Below are 22111 nucleotides of genomic sequence, written 5' to 3'. Positions count from 1 at the left end.
TATGAACGACAACGATGAGCAGGGTGCTGAACAGCGTCAGGGGCCCACGCCCGAATCCGCCGGCCACGGATACCCCGATCGGCAATTGGCCCAGGCCCTGCGGACCGCCGCAAGTCACGAGGACGCGGACGCGCGCCGGCGCGCCGAGCAGCGGGTCGTGCGCTGGCGTGAGGTGTTGCGCGGGGTGACGACCGGGTCGCTGCGGGTGGGTTCGCGGACGCCGGTCGCCGAATTCCCGGTCTGGGTGACTCCCGAGGTGATCCGCGGCGGTTTCGCCACCGGCCGGGCGAGCGCGGCCGGCCCACTCCTGGCACACGAGAAGGCGACCGCCCGCCGGGTGGGCGTACCGGCCGACCGCCGGGCGCTGTTCGAGTATCACCTCACCGACGCGGGCCTTGCCGAGTTGACCGAACTGCTGGCACACGGGCGCTACGAGGTGACCGTGCCCGAGGAGGCCGCGCTGCTTGTGGTCGCGTGGTTGGCCTGGGCCGGTGAACGCGGCCGGGCACTCGAACTCATCGATACGCTCGACCCGTTCGCCGACCGGCTGCGCTTCGCTCCGCAGCCGACGTCGGCCCCGCCGCCGGATCCGACCATGGCCCATCGGCGTACCGTCGGCGAGGCACGCGCGGACCTGGCCAAGCGGCGGCCGAAGCCGGCCATCGAGGCGATGCGCGAGGCGCTCACCGTCTGGAACCCGTTCGCCGACGAACTCCTCGCACTCTGGCTGGAGACCGTCGACGACGAGTCGGGCCGCGTGCTCTCGCGCGTGCCGGACCCGGACTGGCAGCCGCGCGGTCGCAAACTGCTCACCCGCTACCGGGCGTTGGCCGCGAAGCATCGGCTGTGCGGCAAGCACCGCAAGCCGAAGGAGAATTCGGCCATCCTGCGGGCCGCCCTGGCCGACACGGTGGCCGGCCGCTCGCTGAACGCGCGTCGGCTCGGGCTGCTCCAGTACGCGGTCGACTCGATGGTGCGCCGACGCGGCGTGCCGGACTCGCCCGCGCACGCCGAACTGCGTGGCCGGCAGGCCGACATCGCGAAGCTGCCCACGCACCACGAGTTGGCCCGGGTGGTGGTCCGGCGCTTGGCCGAGCTGCCGCAGGACACCGGCGTCGCCGACACGGACACCCTGGTCGCACCGGTGACGGCGGCCGAGCAGGAGCGCACGGGCGTCGCCGAGGGCGCGGAAATACCGCCCGCCATCGGCCAGTTGGTCGAGCGGGCGCTGAGCGCGCCGGTCGGCACGCTGATCGAGCGGGGCATCGTGCCCTCGGCGGAAGTACTGGCCGAGTTGGTACCGCAGCTGGTCGCCTCGACCACGGCGCAGGCCTATCCCGAGGCGTCGTTGCGGGCGCTGATGACGGCGCAACACCGGGCCTTCCGCAATCGCCGCTCGTTGCTGCTGCTGAATCTGGAGCACCAGGTCCGGATCGCGGAACTGCCCTGGGTGGCGGCGGTGTCCGGCTATCACGAGGGCGGCACCCAGGCGCGGGAGAACGCCCGTACGGCGCTGACCCACCTGGGCGAGCTCGCGTTGACCGGCTTTCCGGCGACGATCCTGCCCAATCCGCTGATCAGCGAGTTGTCCGAGCTCACCGCCGGTGCCGAGTTGCGGGTGCCGTGGGTCGAGGAGTTGGCGGCCGACATCTTCATGGGCCGGTTCTCCCCGAAGTTCCTGGGGGCTGCGGTTCTGGCCGGGCGACTGCTCGAAGGGTCGTTGTACGAGCGGTACTTCGACATCGACTACGCGGGCATCGCCGAGTCGGTGGGCGGGGAGACGGACTGGCGCGAGTACGATCCGGCGCCGGTGGCCCGGTTCGGCGCGTTGTGCCGGGCGCGGGGCGGGGTGGATACGGGGTGGTCCGTCGCGGCGAACGGCGTGGTGCTCGAACAGTCCCAGATCCTGACCACGCACAACCTGGCCGCACTGGCCGGACCGGTCGGCGCGGAGCCGAACTGGGCCGACCTGGCCCGGCGTTCGTTCACTGCGGTGTGCCGGTTGACGGCTCGGGTGCAGGGCCATCCGCGACCGCTGAGCACGATCAAGGACGCGGCGTACGCGTGGCGGCAGCTGGTGTTCCACCTGTCGATGTGCGCCGAAGCCGAGCGGGACGGGGTGATCTCCTGGCTGTACGAGGAGGCGTACCGGCAGCCGACGCATGTCGCGCGGCGGTTGGCGCCGGTGCTGTACGGGCTGCACGCGGTGGCCACCGGCGGCCGGTTCAACGCGCGCGGGACGCTGGAGAACAAGGCGGGCCGGCGGTTGGTGGGGTGGACGACGAACGGACACTGGCTGAGCGCGGGGTGAGTGGGCGGCGGGGCGGAGGCTGAGCGGGGGTTGGTTCCGGATGCCGCTTCAGGCCGGCGGCGATGCCTCCCCCGCCGCCGCCGTCAGGTTCGTGCGCGCCTCGTCGATCGTACGCAGGATGCCCTTGGCGCCGGCGGCCACGGCGAGCGCGTTCGCCTCTTCGATCAGGTCGAGTACGTCGGCGCGGCGCTCCTGTTGGGCCGCGAGGTAGGCCAGGCCGACCAGGTTCGCCGCGACACCGGCCCCGAAGCCCAGCTCGCGACGCAACCGCGTCGACGCCTCCAACCGCTCACGCGCAACGTCCAGCCGACCGGCCTGATGCGCGGAAATGCCCAGGTGGCGCAGCGCGTACGACATCGTCAACCGGTCCTCGACCCCGGTGGCCAGTTCCAGGGACCGCTCAAGCGCGGGCAACGCCTTCCCGTCATCACCACGAACCACCTGATGACACACCCCGACCCAGAACAGCGCCGCACCTTCGCCCCGCACGTCGCCGAGCGAGCGGTAAAGGTCCGCAGCACGCTCGAACCACGCCAACTCACGCGGATCCTCGGCGTCCCCCCGCTCCAGATACCGCGCATGCAAAACCCGCCCACGAGCAAGGGCCAAGTCGGCTTCCACGGCGTCCAGTTCCGCATCGGCAGCGGACAGTTCACCGAACTCCCCACCAAATACGGCCCGTTCGTAAAGCACCCCGGCCCGCTCAATGCGCACGTCCACGCCGACCACCACTCCACCCGTCCGCACGAACCACCCGAGACTCGGGCCGCGAGTCTAGCGGCGCCACGGCCGAGCCGGCCCCGGTTCCACACGGATTACGGTCCGCCTGGGGTACTTTGCTTCGCCCTCGCCGACGTAGCGATATCGCACGTCGGCGCGATGAGTGGCCCCGAAACGGAAGTGGGTATCGATGGAGCGGCTTGCGCTCTTCGATGCCGGATCATCGGGTCCGCGACGTGGTGGACGCGTTCGGGATCCTGGCGGATGCTGGTGCGTCGGTTGGTCGGTCGGGTTCGCTTGGAACCGCTGGGCTGCCGGCTCGCCTCCTCGGCCGAGATCAGTATCGCGAGTCCTGCCGGGCCGTTGCAGGGCGACTCCGGGCAGCTGAGTAGTCGCGTTCCAGCTGAGGCCAGTTATCGGATTGTCGTACATATTCATGAGCGATGGTGGACCATCACGACCATCGCAGCCGGACTCGGCCTGACCATTGCGCTGGTCGGCGTGTTGCTGCCGCAACACCGACGCGGCTGACCACCTGCCTGGGGTCACCGATCCCGGGCGGCCCTCGACGTGCCGCCCGGGATCGGGGCGTTGCGGTCGTCGGCGAATCCGACGGCGCCGACCACCGCAGCGCTCGATGTACCGATGTAGCTGTTGTGTCCGGTGGCCGCCGCTACCGCCGCTGCTGCACGGCCGCCAGAACGATCCGTTGGGCCACCGGGTTGAGCGACTCGCCCTTCGCGTCCGTGGAGTCGACCGAGTAGACGAGGGTACGGCTCAGCTCGCGGGTCGCCACGATCGCCGTGCTGTAGCCGTAGCGGGCACCGGACTTGGCCCAGTACACCTTGCCCTCGGACTCGATTGTGCGGGCCGCGGATGTAGGGATCGTGCTCCACCTCATCGCGCCATTCGGCTGATCGTGCGGCGCCGGCGGTCGACGCCGTCGAGACGGAGCGCGGCCGGCCGCCGGCGCACCCCTCCCATCGCCCGGACCGTCGGGCGCGGGCGTGTCCGGGGTTCGGGCACACGGCCGTGGCCCGGACACGCCCGCGCATGATCACCGCGGTACTTCGACGCTGCCCCCGAACTCGTTCACGATGCTGCTCCCGGGGGCGATCACGCCGATACGCGCGCCATGGCACTCGGCGTCGTCGAAGACGTAGACGACCGTATCGGTGTCATTGTTGACCGCCAGCGGCCAGTACTTGCCCGTGTAGCAGCCCTTGGCCGGGTTCTCGTAGGTCCTCCCACTGACCGTCAAGGTGCCGCTCGCGGCCCACGCCGAGGCGGGGGACGACACCACCAAGGCTCCTGCGGCCAGCACCGACACCGCTGCACCCGCGACACGACGCATCTTCGTCTTCGTCTTCGCCTTCGTCTTCGTCTTCATCGAATACCTCCACCGGGGACATCTATCGGGACATCGGGACCGAAGGCGGCGGCGCCGCCTTCGTCGGCGCCGCTACCCCGACCCCCGCCCCTTCCACCTCTCGCTCACCCGGACGCAGCACGCCCACCGCCGGTCGGGCCGCGCGCACGATCGACCGAGGCGGGAATGGTCGCCTTGGCGGCCGGGCCGTGGAGGGTCGGGTCCCGGTGCGATGTAGCCGCCCGCACCGTCGGCTCCGCATGCGCAGATCGGTCGTCCTCCGGATTCGGCTCGCCGGGCCCGCCGGATACGTGCTACCCCTGGGGGATGCCAAGCCGAGATGATCCTTGTGTCGGGGCGTCGGGGGATCACGGCGACGCCGAGGACGCGGTCGCCGCCTCGCCAAGCGGACGGATCGGGGCGACCGATGCGCCCGGTGCGCACTCCGGCAAGATCCGGAACGGGCCGAACGTGGAAGCGTTGACGGCCTCGATCGTGCACGGCACGGACCCGGCGGCCCGGGAAGCCGCATTGATCGCGCTGGCCGAGATCGACGAGGACAAGGCCACCACGGCCCTGCACCGGATGTTCGCCCGTCACGACGGCCACGGTTCCGGCGCGCGGTTGTTGGCCCACTTCACCGGTGCGAAGGAGGCCACGACGGAGCAGCTCATCGCGAGCCTGCCCGGGATCGGCAACCTTCTCGGAGTGCTGACCTCGGCCGCCTTGGGCGAGCGGGGCGCCGCCTCGGTCCCGGCGGTGCACGCGGCGCTCCGCGCGCTCCCCTTTCCGGCCCGGGAGGAGGCCGACCACTGGTGGCAGGACGAATCGACCAAGTACCGGCTGATGCAGGCCCTCGGGCATGCCGGTCCGGCCGCGGCCCCGGCGACGCCCACCCTGCTGGCCGTGTTGGCAGACGAGGAGATCTACCGGGACACCCGGCACCAGGCGGAGGTGACCCTGCAGGCGATCGGCACCCCGGAGACCGCCGACACGATCGCTGCCGAGGTTCGTCGCCGGGCCGATCTCGTCGCCCACGGCGTGAACGACGAAAGCGACCAGAGCAACGAGAACGAGGACAGGAACGGCTTCGGTCTTCTCCTCGACGTGCTGCTGGGCATGCCGTCCGCGGCTCTGGCCGCCTCGCGCGAGGTCGGACCGGCGCTGGCGGCGGTGCGCCGTCGCTTCGGCACCGGCATCAGGACATATGAGGAAGACGGCGAGATTCTCGAGTACACCGTCCATGAGGTGGAACTCGCCGACTGCATCGACGAGAAGGTCGCCAAGCAGATCGCCGAGCAGGTCGAGAGGTGAGCGTCCCGCGAACCGGAGCGCGGCCGAGCCGCCCGGGGCCACGCCCGTCGACCCGCGGCCGGCACGGTCGTCGATCGCGGCCCGGTGTGGCGCACGATCGACGACCGGGAGAGCGGCGGCGGTGCGTCACATGTTGATCATGTGCCCAGCCAGGCCGTGGATGGCCTCCTTGACCGCCTCGCCCAGGGTCGGGTGGGCGTGGATGTTGCGGGCCACCTCGTGGATGGTGAGGTCCCATTGTTGGGCCAGCGTGAGTTCGGGGAGGAGTTCGGTCACCTCTGGGCCGATCAGGTGGGCGCCGAGGAGTTCGCCGTGGGCGGCGTCGCTGATCACCTTGACGAAGCCGACCGGGTCGCCCAGGCCGTGCGCCTTGCCGTTGGCGGTGAACGGGAACTTGGCCACCCGTACGTCGAAGCCCTGCTCGCGGGCCTGCGCCTCGGTCCAGCCGAAGCTGGCGATCTGCGGCTGGCAGTAGGTCGCACGCGGGATCATGGTGAAGTCGAGTTCCATCGTCTCGACGCCCGCGATCGTCTCGGCCGCGATCATCGCCATCGCCTCGGCCGCGTGGGCGAGCATCAGCTTGGCGGTGACGTCGCCGATCGCGTAGATGTGCGGGATGTTGGTCCGGCCCCGGCCGTCCACGTCGATCGCGCCGCGCTCGGTGAGTCGCACGCCGATCGTCTCCAGGCCGTAGCCGGTCACGCGCGGCGCGAAGCCGATCGCCTGGAGGACCTTGTCCGCCTCCAGGACCTGCTGCTGCCCGTCGCGCGTGACGGTGACCCGGACCTTGGCGTTCGGGTCGCTGTCGTCGATCGACTCGACGCGAGTGGACGTCAGGATCTCGATGCCCAAGCGGCGGTAGCGCTTGGCGAGTTCCGTGGACACCTCGACGTCCTCCAGCGGGACGACCCGGTCCAGGAACTCGACGATGGTCACCTTGACGCCGTAGTTGTGCAGGACGTACGCGAACTCCACGCCGATCGCGCCGGCGCCCGCGATGATGATGCTCTCCGGCAGCCGATCGGTGAGGATCTGCTCCTCGTAGGTGACCACCCGCTCGCTCAGCGAGGTGCCCGGGAGCAGCCGGGTCGTCGCGCCCGCCGCGATGATCGCGTGGTCGAAGGTGATCCGCTCGACGCCGCCCGCGGTCAGCGCGACGTCCAGGGTGTTCGCGTCGGCGAACGTGCCGAGCCCGTCGAATTCGGTGATGCCGTTCTTCTTCATCAGGTAGTGCACGCCGTTGACCCGGCCGTCGGCGACCTTGCGGCTGCGCTTGAACGCGGCGTCGTAGTCGAACGTCACCGAACCCTCGACGCGGATCCCGAAGGTCTTGGCCTCCTGGGTGAAGATGTGCGCCAGTTCCGCGTTGCGCAGCAGCGCCTTCGACGGGATGCAGCCGACGTTCAGGCAGACGCCGCCCCAGTACTTCTGCTCGATGACCGCGACCCGCAGCCCGAGCTGCGCGCTGCGCACCGCCGCGGTGTACCCGCCGGGACCGGCACCGAGGACCACGACGTCAAAGTGTGTACTCATGATCCCCACGATATGCGGCCGGCCCCGACCCCCATCCACTCGCCCCGGGCGCCCGCGGGACCGGACCTACCCCTTCCCCACCGTCGGCCGCACCCGGCGTCCGGTGACCCGATCGGCGCGGATCCGGATGCACACGTCGCGACGGCCGGCCGGCCACGGGCCCTCGTCGGCCGCCGGCAGGTCGGCCGGGTCCTCGTCGAGTTCGGCGGTGCCGCGGATCAGTACGCTCCAGCCGATCCGGGCCGCGTCCACGATCTCGTCCACCTCGAACAGGACCGGCCCCGTGACCCGGGCGAGCGCCGAGTCGGCGGCCGTACAGAAGACCACGTCGCGGCCCAACATCACGTAGTTGACCGGCAGTAGGAATGGATCGGGCCCGGCCAACACGGCAATCCGGCCGACCAGTTGCAGGACCAGGTGGGCCTGGCACTCCGGGTCCGTCATCTCGACCAGCTCCCGCCCCGGGCCCGGCTCCTGGCCGGGCGGGCGGGGCGGGGTCCGGTGGGTGAAGGTGGCGGACTCCGAGGAGAGCAGGTCGTCGACGGTGGTCTCCAGCGCGTCGGCGAGCCGGGAGAGGGCAGGTGCGGACGGTGCGGTGGCGCCGGTCTCGACGGAGTTCACCCAGCCGCCCGGCAGCCCGGTACGGCCGGCGATGTCCGCGACCGTGAGGCCGAGTTCACGGCGGCGGGCGGCCACCCGGCCGGGCAGCGCGTCGGTGGACGGTCGAACGGTACCCGCGGTCTCCTCGGTCATCTGCCCAGCCCACTCCCCGCGACCCGGTTTCGGCGGGCATTGCGCCGTTCGACGGCGCGCCCCGGGGAGCTACGCGTCCGGTGCCAGGTGGGCCGGGAAGCCGCCGGTGGCGATCGGGCCCCAGCGCTCGATCTCGATCCGGATCAGCGACTTGTCCTGCTTTCGCATCGCCTCGCGGTATTCGTCCCAGTCCGGGTGCTCTCCCGCGATGCACCGGTAGTACTCGACCAGCGGCTCCAGCACCTCAGGCATGTCCAGGACCTCGGCGCGGCCGTCGACCTGGACGTACGGGCCGTTCCAGTCGTCCGACACGACACAGATCGACACCCGCTCGTCCCGCCGGGCGTTCCGGGCCTTGGCCCGCTCGGGGTAGGTGGAGACGACGATCCGGCCCGCCTCGTCGATGCCGCACGAGACCGGGGACAGTTGCGGACGGCCGTCCGCACGGGTGGTGGCGAGCAGGCCGCGGTGGCGCGGGCGCAGGAATTCGAGCAGTTCGTCGCGCTCGGGGTGGCGGGTGGTCGCGATGGCCATGAGGTCTGCCCTTCTCGGCGAGAGAGGTGGGAGAAGTAGGAGAGGTGGGAGAGATGCAAGAGACAGAAGAGATACGAGAGACACGAGAGATACGAGAGACACGAGAGATACGAGAGGTGGCTCCGACCCAACTGTAGGGTCCGTACCCCCCGGCAACCTGGCCGCGGCGCACCCACCCGCGCTACCGTGCCCGAACTCGTGATCGGGTCCCAGTCGGGGAGGTACGCGTGGGCATGTTCGCGGACGGGCGGCCGGCGGCCGAGGTGTTGACCGAGCTGGCGCGGTTGCACGCCGGGGACGAATCCGGGCGTGGGCGACCCGGGGTGGCCAATACCTTCGACTCGGGCTCGGCCTCGGTCGAGGAGGTGGCGGTTCGCGCGTTCGAGCTGTACCTGCACGTGAACGGCCTCTACCCGACCGCGTTCCCGAGCGTCGCCACGCTGGAGCACCAAGTGGTGGGCATCGTCGGCGAGTTGCTGCATGCGCCGAAGGGCGCGGCGGGCAGTTGGACGAGCGGCGGTACGGAGAGCTGCCTGCTCGCGGCCAAGGCGGCCCGCGACGGGCGGCCCGAACTCGCCCATCCACAAATCGTGTTCGCCCGTTCGGCGCACGCGGCGTGGGCGAAGGCGGCGAAGTACTTCGGCCTGGACCCGGTGATCGTGGACATCGACCCGGTCGCGATGACCGCCGACGTCGCCGCGATCGAGCGGGCGATCACCGACGACACCGTGCTCGTGGTCGCGTCCGCGCCGTCCTACGGCCACGGGGTGGTCGACGCGATCCCGGAGATCGCCGCGATCTGCGCCCGGCGCGGGGTGCGCTGCCATGTGGACGCGTGCATCGGCGGCTGGCTCCTGCCGTTCGCCGAGCAGCTCGGACACGCCGTGCCGGCCTGGGACTTCCGGGTGCCGGGGGTGGACTCGATCTCGGTGGACCTGCACAAGTACGGCTATACGCCCAAGGGTTGCTCGATCGTGTTGTATCGCACGGCGGCGTTGCGGCGGAGTCAGTACTTCGTCGCGGCGGACTGGACCGGTTATCCGGTGGTCAATCCGACCATGCAGAGCTCGAAGTCGGGCGGGCTGATCGCCGCCGCCTGGGCGGTACTGCGGCACATCGGGGCGGACGGCTACCGGGAGTTGGTCGGCCGGACGCTGGCCGCGACGCGCGAGCTGGTGGACGGGATCGCGGCCGTTCCCGGGCTGCGGGTGCTGGGTGTGCCGGCCGGCAGTCTGGTCGCGCTGACCACGGACGGCGTGGACTTCTTCGCGTTCCTGGACGAGTTGGAGCGGCTGGGGTGGGCTGTGCAGCCGCAGTTGTCCCAGGCCGGAGTGCCGCCGACGATCCACCTGACGATGACCGCGACGCATGGACCGCATGTCCCGGACCTGCTGGGCGCGTTGCGCGACGCGGTGCGGGCGGCGGGCGCGCGGGATGCGTTGCCGACGCCGGAGCAGTTGGGCTTCGTCGACGAACTGGCCGCGCTCGCCCGGTCCGAGGGTGGGGTGACGGCCGATGCGCTGGCCGAACTCATGGCCAGGGCCGGCTTGTTGACGGATGGTCGGCTGGCGCCGGTGCATGCGTTGTTGGACGGTTTGCCGTCGACGCTGCGCGAGGCCGTGTTGTTGGCGTTCTTCGAGGGGCTCAACCCGCCGCTGTGAATTCGCACGGCTCGCGGTGGGGGCGTTTGGTTGCGCTGGGGTGGCCTCGAACGCCGGCCGGGCCGATTTTGTGCCGACCGGGCCGGATGGTCGGACCGGTGTTCGAGGCCGAGTAGCCCGGCCCGAAGTGCGTGACCCGCCACCGTTGGGCCCAGGGACGGGATTCGCCATGCTTCGCCACCCGGGACCAGTCGAGTGTGTGCTACCGCCGGGGCCCGGGCGCGGACTAGCGTTTCGGGTGCGGCAGGTTCCGGTTTCGGGTCGGTGGGCGACCTCGTGATCGGCCGGCGGGTCGGCTCCGGGCACACCTTCCGGTGCCGACCCCCGGATCGCCGCTTCCTCGCGCCGATCACTTCGGCCGTCCCCCGCCTCGCCCGCAGCCCAGACCTGTCAAGGAGCAAGGAGCACCGCCATGTCCGTGAACGCCGCGCTTGTGGACGAGATCGTCGAACAAACCTCCCGACTCATCTCCCTCGACGTCTCCCGGATCGACCCGGACGACACGTTCGCCGAACTGGGCGTGGACGCGACCCTCGCGGTCGAGTTCGCGCACGTCCTGGGCAAGCGGTACGGCATCACCGTGGAACCCGCGGTGATCCTGGAACGCGCCACACCCAGCGGCCTGGCCGAGTTCGTCGACCAGGCCCGGACCGGCAAGTAGTACCGCCGCGCGGCGCCCACCGCCTGCCGGCCGAACCGCCCGTGCCATCCTGACCCGATGACCTCGCACAACCCCTCCGCAGCCCCCGCCGAGTCCGCCGACTTCGCCGCGCCCTCCCCCGATTGGGAGCGGCGCATCGGCGAACTGTGGGCCGGCTTCGACGACTTCCAACCCGACGACTTCCTGACCCGGATCCGCGACCTCGCCGCCGAACTCCCGGCCGGCCACCCCGCCGCGCTGTTCGAACTCGCCGCCGCGCACGACTCCACCGGTCGGGAGCGGTCGGCCGCGACCTACTACGAGCAGGCCCGAGCCGCCGGCCTGACCGGGCTGCGCCGGCGGCGCGCGGCGATCCAGTTGGCCAGTACGTACCGCAACCTCGACCGGTCCCCGGAGAGCGTGAGCATCCTGACCGGGGAACTGGCCACCCCCTCCGATGAACTCGACGACGCGGTGACCGCGTTCCTGGCCCTCGCCCTTGTCGACGTCGGCCGCGAGCGGGAGGCCACGGCCCTGGCCCTGGGCGCGTTGTCCCGGCATCTGCCCCGGTACAACCGCTCACTCGCCAACTACGCCAAGGCACTGGTCGCCGACGAGAAGGCGTAGCGTCCGGCGGCATCCCGAGGGGCTCCACGACGCAGGTCACGCGAGCGCGGAGCCTCTCCCGGCCGGACCCGCCCCCTCAAGCCCGCTCCGCCCGCGCCGAGACCCCGTTGCGCCCCGCCAGGAACGTCCGCAGCACCGCCAACGACCGCTCCGGTGCCTCGCGGAATGCGCCGTGGCCCGCGTCGGGCAGTACGTGCAGCCGGGTCTCCGCGTCGACCAACCCGGCCGCGAGCCGCCGGGCCGCGCTCGCCGGGGTCAGCGGGTCGTGCTCGCCGGCCAGGATCAGTGTCGGACACGTGATCCCGTCGAGGCGGGCCCAGTCGGCGAAGTGGTCCGCGTGGTGGTGTCGGAGATGCGCCACGACATCCGGGTTCCAGCGGATCCGGCGGGCCCGGTGCACCGCGTCGGGATCGCCGTCCGGGCGCCGCGTGGTCAGCGGCAGGCATGTCTGCGCCCACGCCCGCCGTACCGCCGGCGAGCGGTCGCCGCCCCAATACCGCCGTGCCGTCTCCCGCGCCGGCACCCCGCCGAGGCGCTCGAACACGTCCAGCCGCTCGCCGATCCGCCCCGGCAACACGCTGTCCAGGACCAGCCGGCCGACCCGCCCGGGATGCCGCAGGGCCGCGGTCAGCGCGACCCGGCCACCCTCGGCCGTCCCCACCAGCACCGGCGCCGGTATGTCCAGCACATCGCAGAACGCGATCACGTCGTCGGCCCACCGCTCCCAGGTCCACGACCCGGGATCGCCGCGATCCGAGCGCCCGCTCCCCCGCTGATCGAGATACACGACCTGGGCGAACCGCGCGGCGGCATACATGGCCGGCTTGAACGACGAGTGGTCGGCGCCGGGCCCGCCGTGCACCAGTACCAGCGTCGGCCGCTCCACCATGATCGGCCCGTACGGCACGACCTTCGGCCCATCCACATCGAAATACAGCCGGATGTCACCTATCGACACACGCATACCGGCATCGTGACAGACCGGTCCCCTCGAGGGTGGACCGGTGTCGTCACGGGCCGGTCGGGTGCTCGTCCAGGGCGGTCAGCCCGAGGGTCGCGTCGAGGCGCACCAGCCACGCGAGGTCGCCGTCGGTGTCGGGAGAGGCCCGGAGGCGGCTGTGGATGCGCTGCCAGGTGCCGTCCTTGGCCCAGACCGTGTAGCGGTGGTACACGATCTGCCACGGGCCGAACCGGGCCGGCAACTCCCGCCAGGGACAACCCTTCTCGTATTTCCAGGCGACCGCGTCGATCATCGCGCGGTGATCTACCCGGCGCCCGCCGCGCTGCCGTCTCCGGTCCGGCAGCAGCGGTGCGACCAGTGTCCACTGACTGTTCGTCAATCCACCCAAACGGCCCACACATCACCAACGACGCGTGCCCCGATCCGACACGGCACCGGCGCGCGTCGGCTCCCCCGGTCCGCCGGAGTGCGACGGGGGCGCACGCGGCCCGACGCCATCGGCCGGGCCGCGGGCCGCAGCCGACCCGCCGTGCCGCCGGTCCGTGCCGATCGCTCGGGCGCACGGTCGAGCGTGCCGCGGGCCGGGTGCGCCCGGGTCGTACACCCGTACGCCCTGCCGGCCCGGCCCCATCGGCGGGCAGCATGTGCGCTCCGCCGAACACCCACCGACAGCGAGGCACATCCATGTACGACCAGCATCCCGCCGGCACCAACCACCGCCGCCGGGCGGCCCGATGAGGATCCCCCGGCGCCGATCCGGCCCGCGCGAAGTCCGCGGCATCCCCGTGTCCGAGTCCGAACAGATGTTGTTCGGCGGCGCGTTGCGCTACGACCTGTCCTTCACCCGACACGAACAACCGCTGCTCCGGATGTCCTTCTGGGCGATGGCCCGCCAACTGCCGCGCATGGTCGCCACGGTCACCCGCGCGGCGTGGTCGGTGGACCGCGCGGCGGTACTCGCGCTGATCGGGGCCGAGATCGGCCAGGGCCTGGCCGCCGGGATGGGGTTGCTCGCCACCAACCGGGCGCTGGTGGCACTGTTCGCCGACGTACCGACCACCGACCGGCTGCGCGACGCGGCGGGCCCGCTGCTGTTCATCATGACCGTCAGCGCGTTGTCCGCGCTGCTCGCGGCGGTGTCGGTGGGCGCGACCAGTCGACTGGAACCGCAGGTCGAGCGGGTGTGTACGGCCCGCTACTACCGACTGGCCGCCCGCGTGGAGTTGCAGGCGTTCGAGGAGGCGGGCTTCCATCGCAAACTGGACGCGGGTCGGTTCGGCACCGACTCGGTACGCCGCATGCTCGGCGCGTCGGTCGCGGTGATCAACTCGCTGGTCGGCCTGGTCGCCACCGGCAGCGTGCTGACCCTGCTCGATCCGATCCTGCTGCCGCTGCTGTTCCTGGTCGCGGCGCCCAAGGGCTGGGGCGCGGTCCGGTCCGCCCGGCGGCGGCACGAATCGGCGCACACCTGGCTCGAACACCGGCGGGCGATCGACATCCTGGGCCGCAGCCTGATCGAGCCGGCGCCGGCCGCCGAGGTACGCGCGCACGGCGCGGGCCGGTTGGTGCTCGACGCGTTCGAGGACATGTCCGGCACGATGGAGGCCGAACACCGCCGCCTCGCGCACGCGAAGGGCCTGACCCAGGCCGCCGCGTCCGCGCTGTCCGGGCTCGGCGCACTGCTGGTCTACGCGGCGCTGTGGTTGCTGCTGACCGAGGGCGGCATGCCGTTGGCGGCCGGCGGCACCGCGGTGATCGCGATCCGTACCTGTACCAGCGGTCTGACCTCGCTGGTCATGCAGGTCAACCGGCTCTACGAGGATTCCCTGTATCTGCGCGACCTGGAGGACGCCTGTACCGAGTCCGCCCGCCGGGCGATCCCGGTCGGTGGCCGGCCGCTGCCCCGGGAGGTGGACGAGGTACGACTGGAGGGGGTCTCGTACCACTACCCCGGCAACGACACACCGGCTCTGGACAAGGTGAGCCTGAGCATCCCGGCGGGCAAGGTGGTCGCACTGGTCGGCGAGAACGGCTCGGGCAAGACGACGTTGTCCAAGCTGGTCGCCGGCCTGCTGCTGCCCAGCGAGGGCACGCTGAGCTGGGGCGGGGTGGACGTGCGCGAGGCCGATCGGGACGACATCTTCGATCGGGTGGCGGTACTCGGCCAGGACTTCCCCCGGTGGGGGATGACCGCCCGCGCCAACGTCTTCATCGGCCGCCCCGACCGGCCGATCGACCAGGCACGGGTGGCGGAGTCGGTGGCTCGCGCGGACGCGACGGAGTTGGTCGACTCGCTCCCGTATGGGTGGGACACCCTGATCGTCAAGGGTTACCAGCGCGGTTCGCAGATCTCCGGCGGCCAGTGGCAGAAGATCGGCACCGCCCGGACCCGCTATCGCGCCGCGCCGTTCGTGATCGTCGACGAGCCGACCTCGGCACTGGACCCGGAGGCGGAGATCGCCGCGTTCGCCGCGCTGCGCTCGATGACCGAGGACGGGACGACGGTATTGCTGATCACCCATCGGCTGGCAGCGACGGCGACCGCCGACCTGATCTACGTGCTTGCGGACGGGCGGCTGATCGAAGAGGGCGACCACGAGGAGCTGATGGCGGTGGACGGGGGTCGGTATCGGGCGATGTACACGGCACAGGCGGCGCAGTACGGGATCCGTGCGAACACCGCCGCAGGCACCGCCACGAGCGCCGACAGGGCCACCACCCGCGCCGGCGCGGTGCCTCGGGCGCGGGCGGGGGGTGGCGAGGGCTGACGCTGCGGACGTCGGGCAACATCCGGCCGGTCGGCAAGGGACCAGGGCCCCGGAGCGGAGCTCACCGCTCCGGGGCCCGACGGTCCGATCCAACCGCGCCGGGCCGCCGCCTACTTCGGGTCGGCGCCGCCGTTGCCGATGCGGCCTGCGCCGGTCGACAGCAGTGCGTGGTCGGCGAGGGCGTGGTCGGTGAGGGCGTGGTCGGTGAGGGCGCGGACCAGCGCGGGTGTACCGGGGGCCGGGTCGGCGGCGGCGAGCGTGCGGACGTGGTCCAGGGCCTTGGCGTAGGCGGGTTGGCGGCGGCCCGCGTTGGGCCGATACCTGGGTCGCAGGCCGACCGCGACGCCGGCCGCCTCGGCGAACAGCGGCTCGGCCTCGTCGTCCCGGCCGCCCTGGACGAGCCAGACGGCGACGGCGAGCAGCGCTTCACCCAGGTCCCACCGGTCGCCGGTGCCGGCTCGGGCCAGTACGAGCGACTCGCACCGCACGGCGTGCGCCTCGACGTGCCGGCCACAACGATCCAGCGCCCATTGGTGGGTGGTCAGCATGCCGGCCAACACCGCGTCACGGTCCCGGTGTTCGACCGGATCCAAGCCGCGACACAACTCGATCGCCTCGGTCAACCGCCCCAGCGCAAGGCCCATCTCGGCGCCGTTGCGGGCGAAGATGTGCCCGGTCGTATGCAACACCACAGCCAACCGCCGCGCGTAGTGCGCGGGCCCGTCGACCTCCCCCAACACCCGGTAGATCCCGACCAATCGCTCCGCCGAAACCCGCTCGACGTCGAACAACATGACCCGCGCGCGAGCCACGACATCGGCATTCGCCACATGCACCCCTGTTATCCGTATCCACCCCGCCGCACCGAACGGCACGACGCCACAACGAACCCGGATCGCGCACGCGACATCGGAACCACCGGACTCCCCCGGCGGCTCGAAATCGACATGGCTGACCCGACATCCGACACCGCACCCGATCCGGCGGCTCGTTGTCGCGGAACCGTACAGCGCACCATGCGCCTTCAGAGTGCACACGAATTCCCATAGAGTTACGGTGTATTACCCCCCGGGCGGGCAGAACGACGAGGCAGAGGATCCGGCGCTCAGTCCTCGTCCTCGGCCCCAGGCGCACTGATGTTCAACCCCGCGTCGATCCTCGCGATCAACTCGGTGGCCGATTCGGGCACATGTGTGTCGGCCCATTCCGCCGCCGAAGCCAGAAACCCGCGCAGGTTCTCGTGCACGCCGGCCAACAGGGCGGGCAGGTCGGCGAGAGCGATCTCCAGCCGCTCCTCGGCGGGCGGCGGCCCATCGGGCCGCACATCGGGCCACAAGTGCACGACGTTCCCGGTGAGTTCGACGCGCGGCCACGGATCGTGGCCGATCCACAGGGCCTCGCCGTCGAGCAGCCCGAACCACTCCCGCCAGTTCTCCAAACCCGTACAGCAGCCCGACACGACCTCGAGGCCGGTGTAGGTGTCGCGCACGCGCAGCCCGCCGGGGGCGGCCAGGTCCTCGCCGGCAAGAACACGACGGGCCAGTTCGGCGGGGTCCGTCGCCGGACCGTCCCTGCCGTCGGTCGATTCGCGGCCGTTGTACGACATCAGCACCGCCATCGCCCTGGAGACCTCCGAGGGCGCAAGCCGAGCGGACAGCGTCAGGCGTCGGTCGGCGGTTGGTTCGGCGATCGGCCACAGCACGAAGTCGCCGACGTCGAAGGTTTCCAGGAATGCGCTCATGATCAACACGGCCTCAGTCTGGCCGCCACCGGGATCGAGCGCTCCGAGATTTCCGCCGGTCGGCCGGGGTCACGGAACCTGGCGGAGGTAGAGGGCGCCGCAGGTGTGGCAGAAGGGTTGGGTTGGGCCCCATTCGTGGTCGGGGCGGGTTTCGGCGTCCGGTTGCAGGGCTCGGCCGCACAAGGCCCTGGTGGCCGCGTTGCGGATCATGTGCCACAGCCTGATGTCGCCGGGGTCGGGTCCGGCGTATTCGGCGCGCAGTTCGTAGACCGCCAGCATGGTTGCACCACCACCCGGGGCAGGAAAGCCAATTCAGCCTGGAGGGTAGTTTGGCATGGTTTGGCGCTTGATGCGACCAAGAGTGGTTCATCTTTTTGCCGGGTGAACGTCCGTTCGGCGGTGCGGAGTTGCCGGGTGCAGGCCGCTGCGCGCCCGATATACCAGCAATGCGGCCGCGCGGGGCGGGAATCCGGGTATCCGGCGCGATCTCGGGTGGATCCTGGTGGGGTACCGGCCATCAGGTCGCGTGCGCCGACGCGGCGGGGGGACATCCGGCCCTCCCGGGGCCATTCGGCGACCTGCGGAGGCTGGTTTGATGAGAAAGACGTCCTGGTGTCTCGGCGCCGCCGCCACGCTGCTCGTCGCGGCGAGCGCGGTGACCCGGTTCGCCGTGTTGCCCGCCGTGCACCAGGTGCCCGACGACGCCGACTTCACGATGCACTTCGCCGGCGCGATGACCATGCTGGACCCACACGCGTTGCAGGCGGGCAATCTGCCCGGGGCGATCGTCCGCGACCTGCCGGTGACCGTCGACCGGCATGTGCACGCGGTGCATACGTCCGGGTCGACGGTCGTGCTCAGCGACCACACGGTGGTGTCCGGTCCGCAGCGGCAGCCGCTCAACAATGTCGAGAAGCGCTGGGCCGTGGACCGCAAAACGCTGCTGGATCGGCCGATTCCCAAGGGTGTCGCCGCCGATCCGCACCAGGGGTTGACCGCGGGCTTCCCACTGGAACCGGAGCGGAAGAACTATCCCTTCTGGGACTCGCCGACCGGGACCACCGTCCCCGCCACCTACGTGCGCACCGAACACCGCGCCGGCCGCGAGACGTACGTGTTCTCGATCCGGGCCGGCGGCCCGCTGACCGACCCGGCCTCGATACGGGCATTGCCGCCGGCCATGCCGAGGGCCGTCGTCCAGGGCCTGGCCGGCGTGGCGTTCCCGGGCCGGGCCCCGGAGTTGGCCGGGGGGCAGACGGATCCGGTCCCGCTCGCCTACACCTCGACCACCGACCTCACCGGCTGGGTCGACACCGAGACCGGCGTCACCGTGGACCTGGAGTCCACGCAGGGGGTCGTCGCGACCGCCGCGTCGGCGAGCGGCACGCAGACCGAGGTCTTCCCGGTGTCCTCGCTGCGGATGACCACCACGCCCGCCTCGCGCGCCGAGTTGGCGGACACCGCCGCGAGCGGCGCCCGCGCGCTGTGGCTGCTCGGCGATGTCGGCCCGTCGGCTGCCCTCGGGCTGGGTCTGGCACTGCTCGCGCTGGCCGTGTACCTCGAACTCCGGTCCCGCCGCGCCCGGTTGGCCGCAGACCCGACGCTGCCCGGCCCACGCGCCGAGGCAGCGCCGGCGCCGGATGCGGCTGCACACACGGACCTGAACGCGGATGCGAACGCGGGTTCGGACGCGGACGCGAACGCGGGTTCGGACGCGGGTTCGGCGACGAACAAACCGTCGGCCACCTAGCGCCGTGCCCGGCACCGGGATTCCGCCGACCCCGGTGCCGGGCGATCGGCAGTGGACCGATGGGTCGGCAACCCCCCACCATGGCCCGATGGAAGCCGATCCCACCTTCGCCGACGTCCTGGCCGCCCGCGACCTGCTCGCCGCGCATCTCCCGCCCACCCCGATGTGGTCGTATCCCGCGCTCGACGCGGCCGCCGGCGCGCAGGTGTACGTCAAGCACGAGAACGTACAACCCGTCGGCGCCTTCAAGGTCCGCGGCGGCCTGACCCTGCTGGCCGGCCTGACCCCCGCCGAGCGGGCCCGGGGCCTGGTCACCTATTCGACGGGCAACCACGCGCAGTCCATCGCCTACGCGTGTGCCGCGTTCGACGCGGCCTGCACGGTGGTGATGCCCGCCGCCGCCAACCCGGCGAAGGTACGGGCGGTACGCGCCCTGGGCGCCACCGTCCTGCTCGACGGCGCGAACATGGCCGGCGCCCAGACCCGGGCCGAGGAGTACGCCGCCGCCGCGGACCGCCTCCTGGTCAGCCCCGGCGACACCGCCTCCCTGGTCGCCGGGGTGGGCACGGCGTATCTGGAGATCCTCACCGCCCGGCCGGACCTGGACGCGGTGATCGTCCCGGTCGGCAGCGGTACCGGCGCCGCCGGGGCCGTCCTGGTGGCCGCCGAACTCGCCCCGAACTGCCGGGTGATCGCGGTCCAGTCGGCCGCCGCACCCGCCGCGCACGACTCGTGGCGGTCCGGCTCCTGCGTCGCCCGGGCCAACACGACGGCGGTGGACGGCCTGGCCACCGGCCGCGGCTTTGCCCTGCCGCAACGTGTCCTGCGGGCCGGCCTCGCCGACTTCCACCTGGTCACCGACGCCGAGATCGCCGCCGCCCAGCGGCTGTTGGCGACCCATGCGCACACGCTCGCCGAGGGCGCGGGGGCTGCGGCACTGGCCGCCGTCCTGACCCGGCCGACCGAGTTCGCCGGGCAGCGGATCGCGATCGTATGCTCCGGCGGCAACGCATCCCCGGCCGAGATCGCAGCGTTGGGCGCAGCGTGAGCCCGGCGGCGTGCACACCGATCTTTTGGTGAGCAATATGCGGCTTATCAGCCGATCTTGCGCCCGCTGATCTTGTCAAACGATCCTCAAGTCGGAATATTGATCCTACCTTTCTGCTCCGGCCCGAGGATCCGCCATGCCCATATCCGAACCCACCCGCCCGCTGCCGCCGTGGTTCGACGACGCCAAGCTCGGCATCATGATCACCTGGGGGTTGTACTCGGTACCCGCCTGGGCACCACTGGACGACCGGCTGGTCCGGCTGCTCGCCGAGCACGGCGACGGTGCGGACCGGGATCGGTCGTACGGCGCCGAGCCGGACGCGGACGGGTTCGATCCGATCGTGACCACCAGCTACAGCGAGTGGTACCTCAACTCGGTCTCGGTGCCCGGCAGTCCCACCTGGCGCCACCACCGCGAGACCTACGGCGCCCGGCCCTACGCCGACTTCCGCGCCGAGTTCGCCGACGCCGCCGCCCGGTGGTCGGCCCGGCCGTGGGCCGAGTTGTGCGCCGCCGCCGGTGCGCGCTACGTGGTGCCGCTCGCCAAGCACCACGACGGCTACCTGCTCTGGCCCAGCCGCACGCCCAACCCGCACCGCCCGGACTGGGCCCTGGAGCGCGATGTGCTGGGCGAGCTGAAGGCGGCCGTCGAGGCGGACGGGATGCGGTTCGGGCTGTACTACTCGGGCGGGATCGACTGGACCTTCGCCAACCTGCCGATCCTGCGCGCCGACGATGTGGCCAAGGCCGTACCGGACTCGGCGCAGTACGCCGCGTACGCCGACGCGCACTGGCGCGAGCTGATCGAGCGCTACTCCCCCGCCGTGTTGTGGAACGACATCGGCTATCCCGCCGCCGCCGAGCCGGAGAAGTTGTTCGCGGACTACTACGCGGCGGTCCCGGACGGCGTGGTCAACGAACGTTTCTACGCCGGCACGCCGGACTTCGTCACGCCGGAGTACGCCGCGCGAGCCGACGCGGACGGGCCCAAGTGGGAAACCGTACGCGGGGTGGGCCTGTCCTTCGGCTACAACCGCCAGGAGGACGCGGCGTGGACGATGTCCGCGACGGAGTTGGTCGAGTTGCTCGTGGACGTGGTGAGCAAGGGCGGCAATCTGCTGCTCGGGATCGGTCCGGACGCGGCCGGGCGGATCTCCCCCGAGCAGGAGCGCGCGCTGCGCGGGCTCGGTGCATGGCTGGCGGTCAACGGCGACGCGATCTACGGAACTCGCCCGTGGCACACCCCGGAAGGTCGGACGGCTGACGGCGTCCCGCTGCGCTACACCACGCGGGACGGCGACCTGTACGTGACCCTGCTCGCCCGCCCGGCGAGCGGCACCGTCGACCTCGCGGAGCTGCCCGGCGGGCCGACCCAGCGTTGCGCCTGGTTGGGCGCGGCGGCGCCGATCGATCCGTACCAGGCCGCCGGTCCGGTGCCGTTGCCGCCTTCGGTCGCCGGGTTGCCGGCGCCGGCCGTGCTCCGGATCAGCCCGGCGCCGCGGGCGGACTGAGCGGCCGGCGGCCCGCCCCGCGCGTCGCGGCGGGCGGGCCTGTCCTTGTGCGGGTCGACCAGCCATACTGGGGAGTCATCGGATCTCTGGAAGGGTCATCGGCGTGGCGGTCACAGACGAAGCCATCGACAAGATCAAGGGCATGATCGTGTCCGGGGAGCTTCAGCCGGGCGAGAAGTTGCCCAAGGAAGCCGATCTGGCGGCGAAGCTCGGCCTGTCCCGCAATTCGCTGCGCGAGGCGGTCAAGGCACTGTCGCTGATCCAGATCCTGGACGTACGCCAGGGCGACGGTACGTATGTGACGAGCCTGGAGCCGAATCTGCTGCTCGGCGCGATCTCGTTCGTGGTCGACTTCCACCACGACAAGAGTGTGCTCGACTTCCTGCAGGTGCGCCGGATCCTGGAGCCGGCCGCCACCGCGCTGGCCGCCGAGCGGATCGACGCCGAGGGTATCGCCAAGTTGCGTGCGCTGGCCGACGCGCCGAGTCCGGACGCCGGGCACGAGGCGTTGATCGAGCAGGATCTGCGCTTCCACCACGAGATCGCCGCGTTCAGTGGCAATCAGGTGTTGTGCTCGCTGTTGGAAACACTGTCCAGTCCGACGATGCGGGCGCGGATCTGGCGCGGGCTGACCGAGGACGACTCGTGGCAGCGCACGATCCGCGAGCACCACGCGATCGTGGACGCGCTGGAGAACCACGACGCGGCGGCGGCGCACGCGTGGTCGACGGTGCACACGAGCGGCGTCGAGCAGTGGTTGCGGCGAATGGCCTGAGGTCGGACCTCGTGCTCATGATTGCTCCGATGTCTCTAGCCGTTTCACTGCCAAGGAAGCAATAAAAGCCGCATTATGCGATCAGTCATCCGA

General features: G+C 71.4%; 20 protein-coding genes and 1 pseudogene. 10 read left to right on the top strand and 11 right to left on the bottom strand.

What is annotated here, in order from left to right:
- Window position 1 precedes the first annotated feature (1 nt).
- Window positions 2-2311: a hypothetical protein gene (locus ABIA38_RS26920; protein ID WP_424641420.1), complete on the top strand. Its 2310-nt coding sequence runs from the start codon at window positions 2-4 to the stop codon at window positions 2309-2311.
- A 48-nt stretch (window positions 2312-2359) separates the two neighbouring features.
- Here ABIA38_RS26920 and ABIA38_RS26915 read toward each other — a convergent pair whose 3' ends face one another.
- From ABIA38_RS26915 to ABIA38_RS26905, 3 genes and pseudogenes are all read right to left on the bottom strand, one after another.
- Window positions 2360-3031 (bottom strand): tetratricopeptide repeat protein, encoded by a 672-nt coding sequence (locus tag ABIA38_RS26915; RefSeq protein ID WP_424641419.1) that lies wholly within the window; start codon window positions 3029-3031, stop codon window positions 2360-2362.
- Window positions 3032-3704: 673 nt separating this feature from the next.
- Window positions 3705-3890 (bottom strand): annotated as a pseudogene (locus ABIA38_RS26910) (peptidase); the annotation flags it as partial.
- Window positions 3891-4088: 198 nt separating this feature from the next.
- Complete coding sequence (locus tag ABIA38_RS26905; RefSeq protein ID WP_424641418.1) at window positions 4089-4421, bottom strand: hypothetical protein; 333 nt, start codon at window positions 4419-4421, stop codon at window positions 4089-4091.
- 510 nt (window positions 4422-4931) lie between these two features.
- Here ABIA38_RS26905 and ABIA38_RS26900 point away from each other — a divergent pair.
- On the top strand, window positions 4932-5714 hold the full coding sequence (locus ABIA38_RS26900) for a hypothetical protein (RefSeq protein ID WP_424641417.1): 783 nt from the start codon (window positions 4932-4934) through the stop codon (window positions 5712-5714).
- 126 nt (window positions 5715-5840) lie between these two features.
- Here ABIA38_RS26900 and lpdA read toward each other — a convergent pair whose 3' ends face one another.
- From lpdA to ABIA38_RS26885, 3 genes are all read right to left on the bottom strand, one after another.
- Window positions 5841-7247, bottom strand: a complete 1407-nt coding sequence (gene lpdA, locus ABIA38_RS26895; RefSeq protein ID WP_424641416.1) for a dihydrolipoyl dehydrogenase — start codon at window positions 7245-7247, stop codon at window positions 5841-5843.
- 66 nt (window positions 7248-7313) lie between these two features.
- A complete protein-coding gene (locus tag ABIA38_RS26890; protein WP_424641415.1) occupies window positions 7314-8000 on the bottom strand; it encodes a helix-turn-helix domain-containing protein in 687 nt (228 codons plus the stop codon).
- A gap of 69 nt (window positions 8001-8069) precedes the next feature.
- Entirely contained in the window at window positions 8070-8534 is a 465-nt protein-coding gene (locus tag ABIA38_RS26885) for a PPOX class F420-dependent oxidoreductase (RefSeq protein WP_424641414.1), read from the bottom strand.
- A 233-nt stretch (window positions 8535-8767) separates the two neighbouring features.
- Between ABIA38_RS26885 and ABIA38_RS26880 the strand changes: the two genes are divergently transcribed.
- The 3 genes from ABIA38_RS26880 (at window position 8768) to ABIA38_RS26870 (ending at window position 11462) form a co-directional block, all read left to right on the top strand.
- Complete coding sequence (locus ABIA38_RS26880; RefSeq protein ID WP_424641458.1) at window positions 8768-10195, top strand: pyridoxal phosphate-dependent decarboxylase family protein; 1428 nt, start codon at window positions 8768-8770, stop codon at window positions 10193-10195.
- A 412-nt stretch (window positions 10196-10607) separates the two neighbouring features.
- A complete protein-coding gene (locus ABIA38_RS26875) occupies window positions 10608-10856 on the top strand; it encodes an acyl carrier protein (protein ID WP_424641413.1) in 249 nt (82 codons plus the stop codon).
- Between the two features lie 57 nt (window positions 10857-10913).
- The gene (locus tag ABIA38_RS26870; RefSeq protein ID WP_424641412.1) at window positions 10914-11462 is read left to right on the top strand and encodes a tetratricopeptide repeat protein; all 549 of its coding nucleotides are present in this window, start codon (window positions 10914-10916) and stop codon (window positions 11460-11462) included.
- 76 nt (window positions 11463-11538) lie between these two features.
- Here the strand turns inward: ABIA38_RS26870 and ABIA38_RS26865 are convergent, their stop codons facing one another.
- Together ABIA38_RS26865 and ABIA38_RS26860 are read right to left on the bottom strand one after the other, a co-directional pair.
- Complete coding sequence (locus ABIA38_RS26865; protein ID WP_424641411.1) at window positions 11539-12426, bottom strand: alpha/beta fold hydrolase; 888 nt, start codon at window positions 12424-12426, stop codon at window positions 11539-11541.
- A gap of 46 nt (window positions 12427-12472) precedes the next feature.
- On the bottom strand, window positions 12473-12820 hold the full coding sequence (locus ABIA38_RS26860; RefSeq protein WP_424641410.1) for a transposase: 348 nt from the start codon (window positions 12818-12820) through the stop codon (window positions 12473-12475).
- Between the two features lie 388 nt (window positions 12821-13208).
- Here ABIA38_RS26860 and ABIA38_RS26855 point away from each other — a divergent pair, with 388 nt between their 5' ends.
- Window positions 13209-15191, top strand: a complete 1983-nt coding sequence (locus ABIA38_RS26855; RefSeq protein ID WP_424641409.1) for an ABC transporter ATP-binding protein — start codon at window positions 13209-13211, stop codon at window positions 15189-15191.
- A 110-nt stretch (window positions 15192-15301) separates the two neighbouring features.
- On the opposite strand, the gene ABIA38_RS26850 is transcribed toward ABIA38_RS26855, so the two are convergent.
- From ABIA38_RS26850 to ABIA38_RS26840, 3 genes are all read right to left on the bottom strand, one after another.
- Window positions 15302-16027: a hypothetical protein gene (locus ABIA38_RS26850; protein ID WP_424641408.1), complete on the bottom strand. Its 726-nt coding sequence runs from the start codon at window positions 16025-16027 to the stop codon at window positions 15302-15304.
- 269 nt (window positions 16028-16296) lie between these two features.
- On the bottom strand, window positions 16297-16941 hold the full coding sequence (locus ABIA38_RS26845; protein ID WP_424641407.1) for a hypothetical protein: 645 nt from the start codon (window positions 16939-16941) through the stop codon (window positions 16297-16299).
- Between the two features lie 60 nt (window positions 16942-17001).
- Window positions 17002-17211: a hypothetical protein gene (locus tag ABIA38_RS26840; RefSeq protein ID WP_424641406.1), complete on the bottom strand. Its 210-nt coding sequence runs from the start codon at window positions 17209-17211 to the stop codon at window positions 17002-17004.
- A gap of 316 nt (window positions 17212-17527) precedes the next feature.
- Between ABIA38_RS26840 and ABIA38_RS26835 the strand changes: the two genes are divergently transcribed.
- The 4 genes from ABIA38_RS26835 to ABIA38_RS26820 all read left to right on the top strand — a co-directional run bounded on the left by ABIA38_RS26835 (window position 17528) and on the right by ABIA38_RS26820 (window position 22018).
- Complete coding sequence (locus ABIA38_RS26835; RefSeq protein WP_424641405.1) at window positions 17528-18682, top strand: porin PorA family protein; 1155 nt, start codon at window positions 17528-17530, stop codon at window positions 18680-18682.
- 88 nt (window positions 18683-18770) lie between these two features.
- Window positions 18771-19730 (top strand): threonine ammonia-lyase, encoded by a 960-nt coding sequence (locus ABIA38_RS26830; RefSeq protein ID WP_424641404.1) that lies wholly within the window; start codon window positions 18771-18773, stop codon window positions 19728-19730.
- 136 nt (window positions 19731-19866) lie between these two features.
- A complete protein-coding gene (locus tag ABIA38_RS26825; RefSeq protein WP_424641403.1) occupies window positions 19867-21243 on the top strand; it encodes an alpha-L-fucosidase in 1377 nt (458 codons plus the stop codon).
- A gap of 103 nt (window positions 21244-21346) precedes the next feature.
- On the top strand, window positions 21347-22018 hold the full coding sequence (locus ABIA38_RS26820; protein WP_424641402.1) for a FadR/GntR family transcriptional regulator: 672 nt from the start codon (window positions 21347-21349) through the stop codon (window positions 22016-22018).
- Window positions 22019-22111: the final 93 nt, after the last annotated feature.

This window comes from Embleya sp. AB8, assembly GCF_049739465.1.
In the GTDB taxonomy this organism is placed as follows: domain Bacteria; phylum Actinomycetota; class Actinomycetes; order Streptomycetales; family Streptomycetaceae; genus Embleya.
The sequence above is the reverse complement of the archived record's forward strand: the minus strand, read 5'-3'. Positions and strand labels throughout refer to the sequence as shown.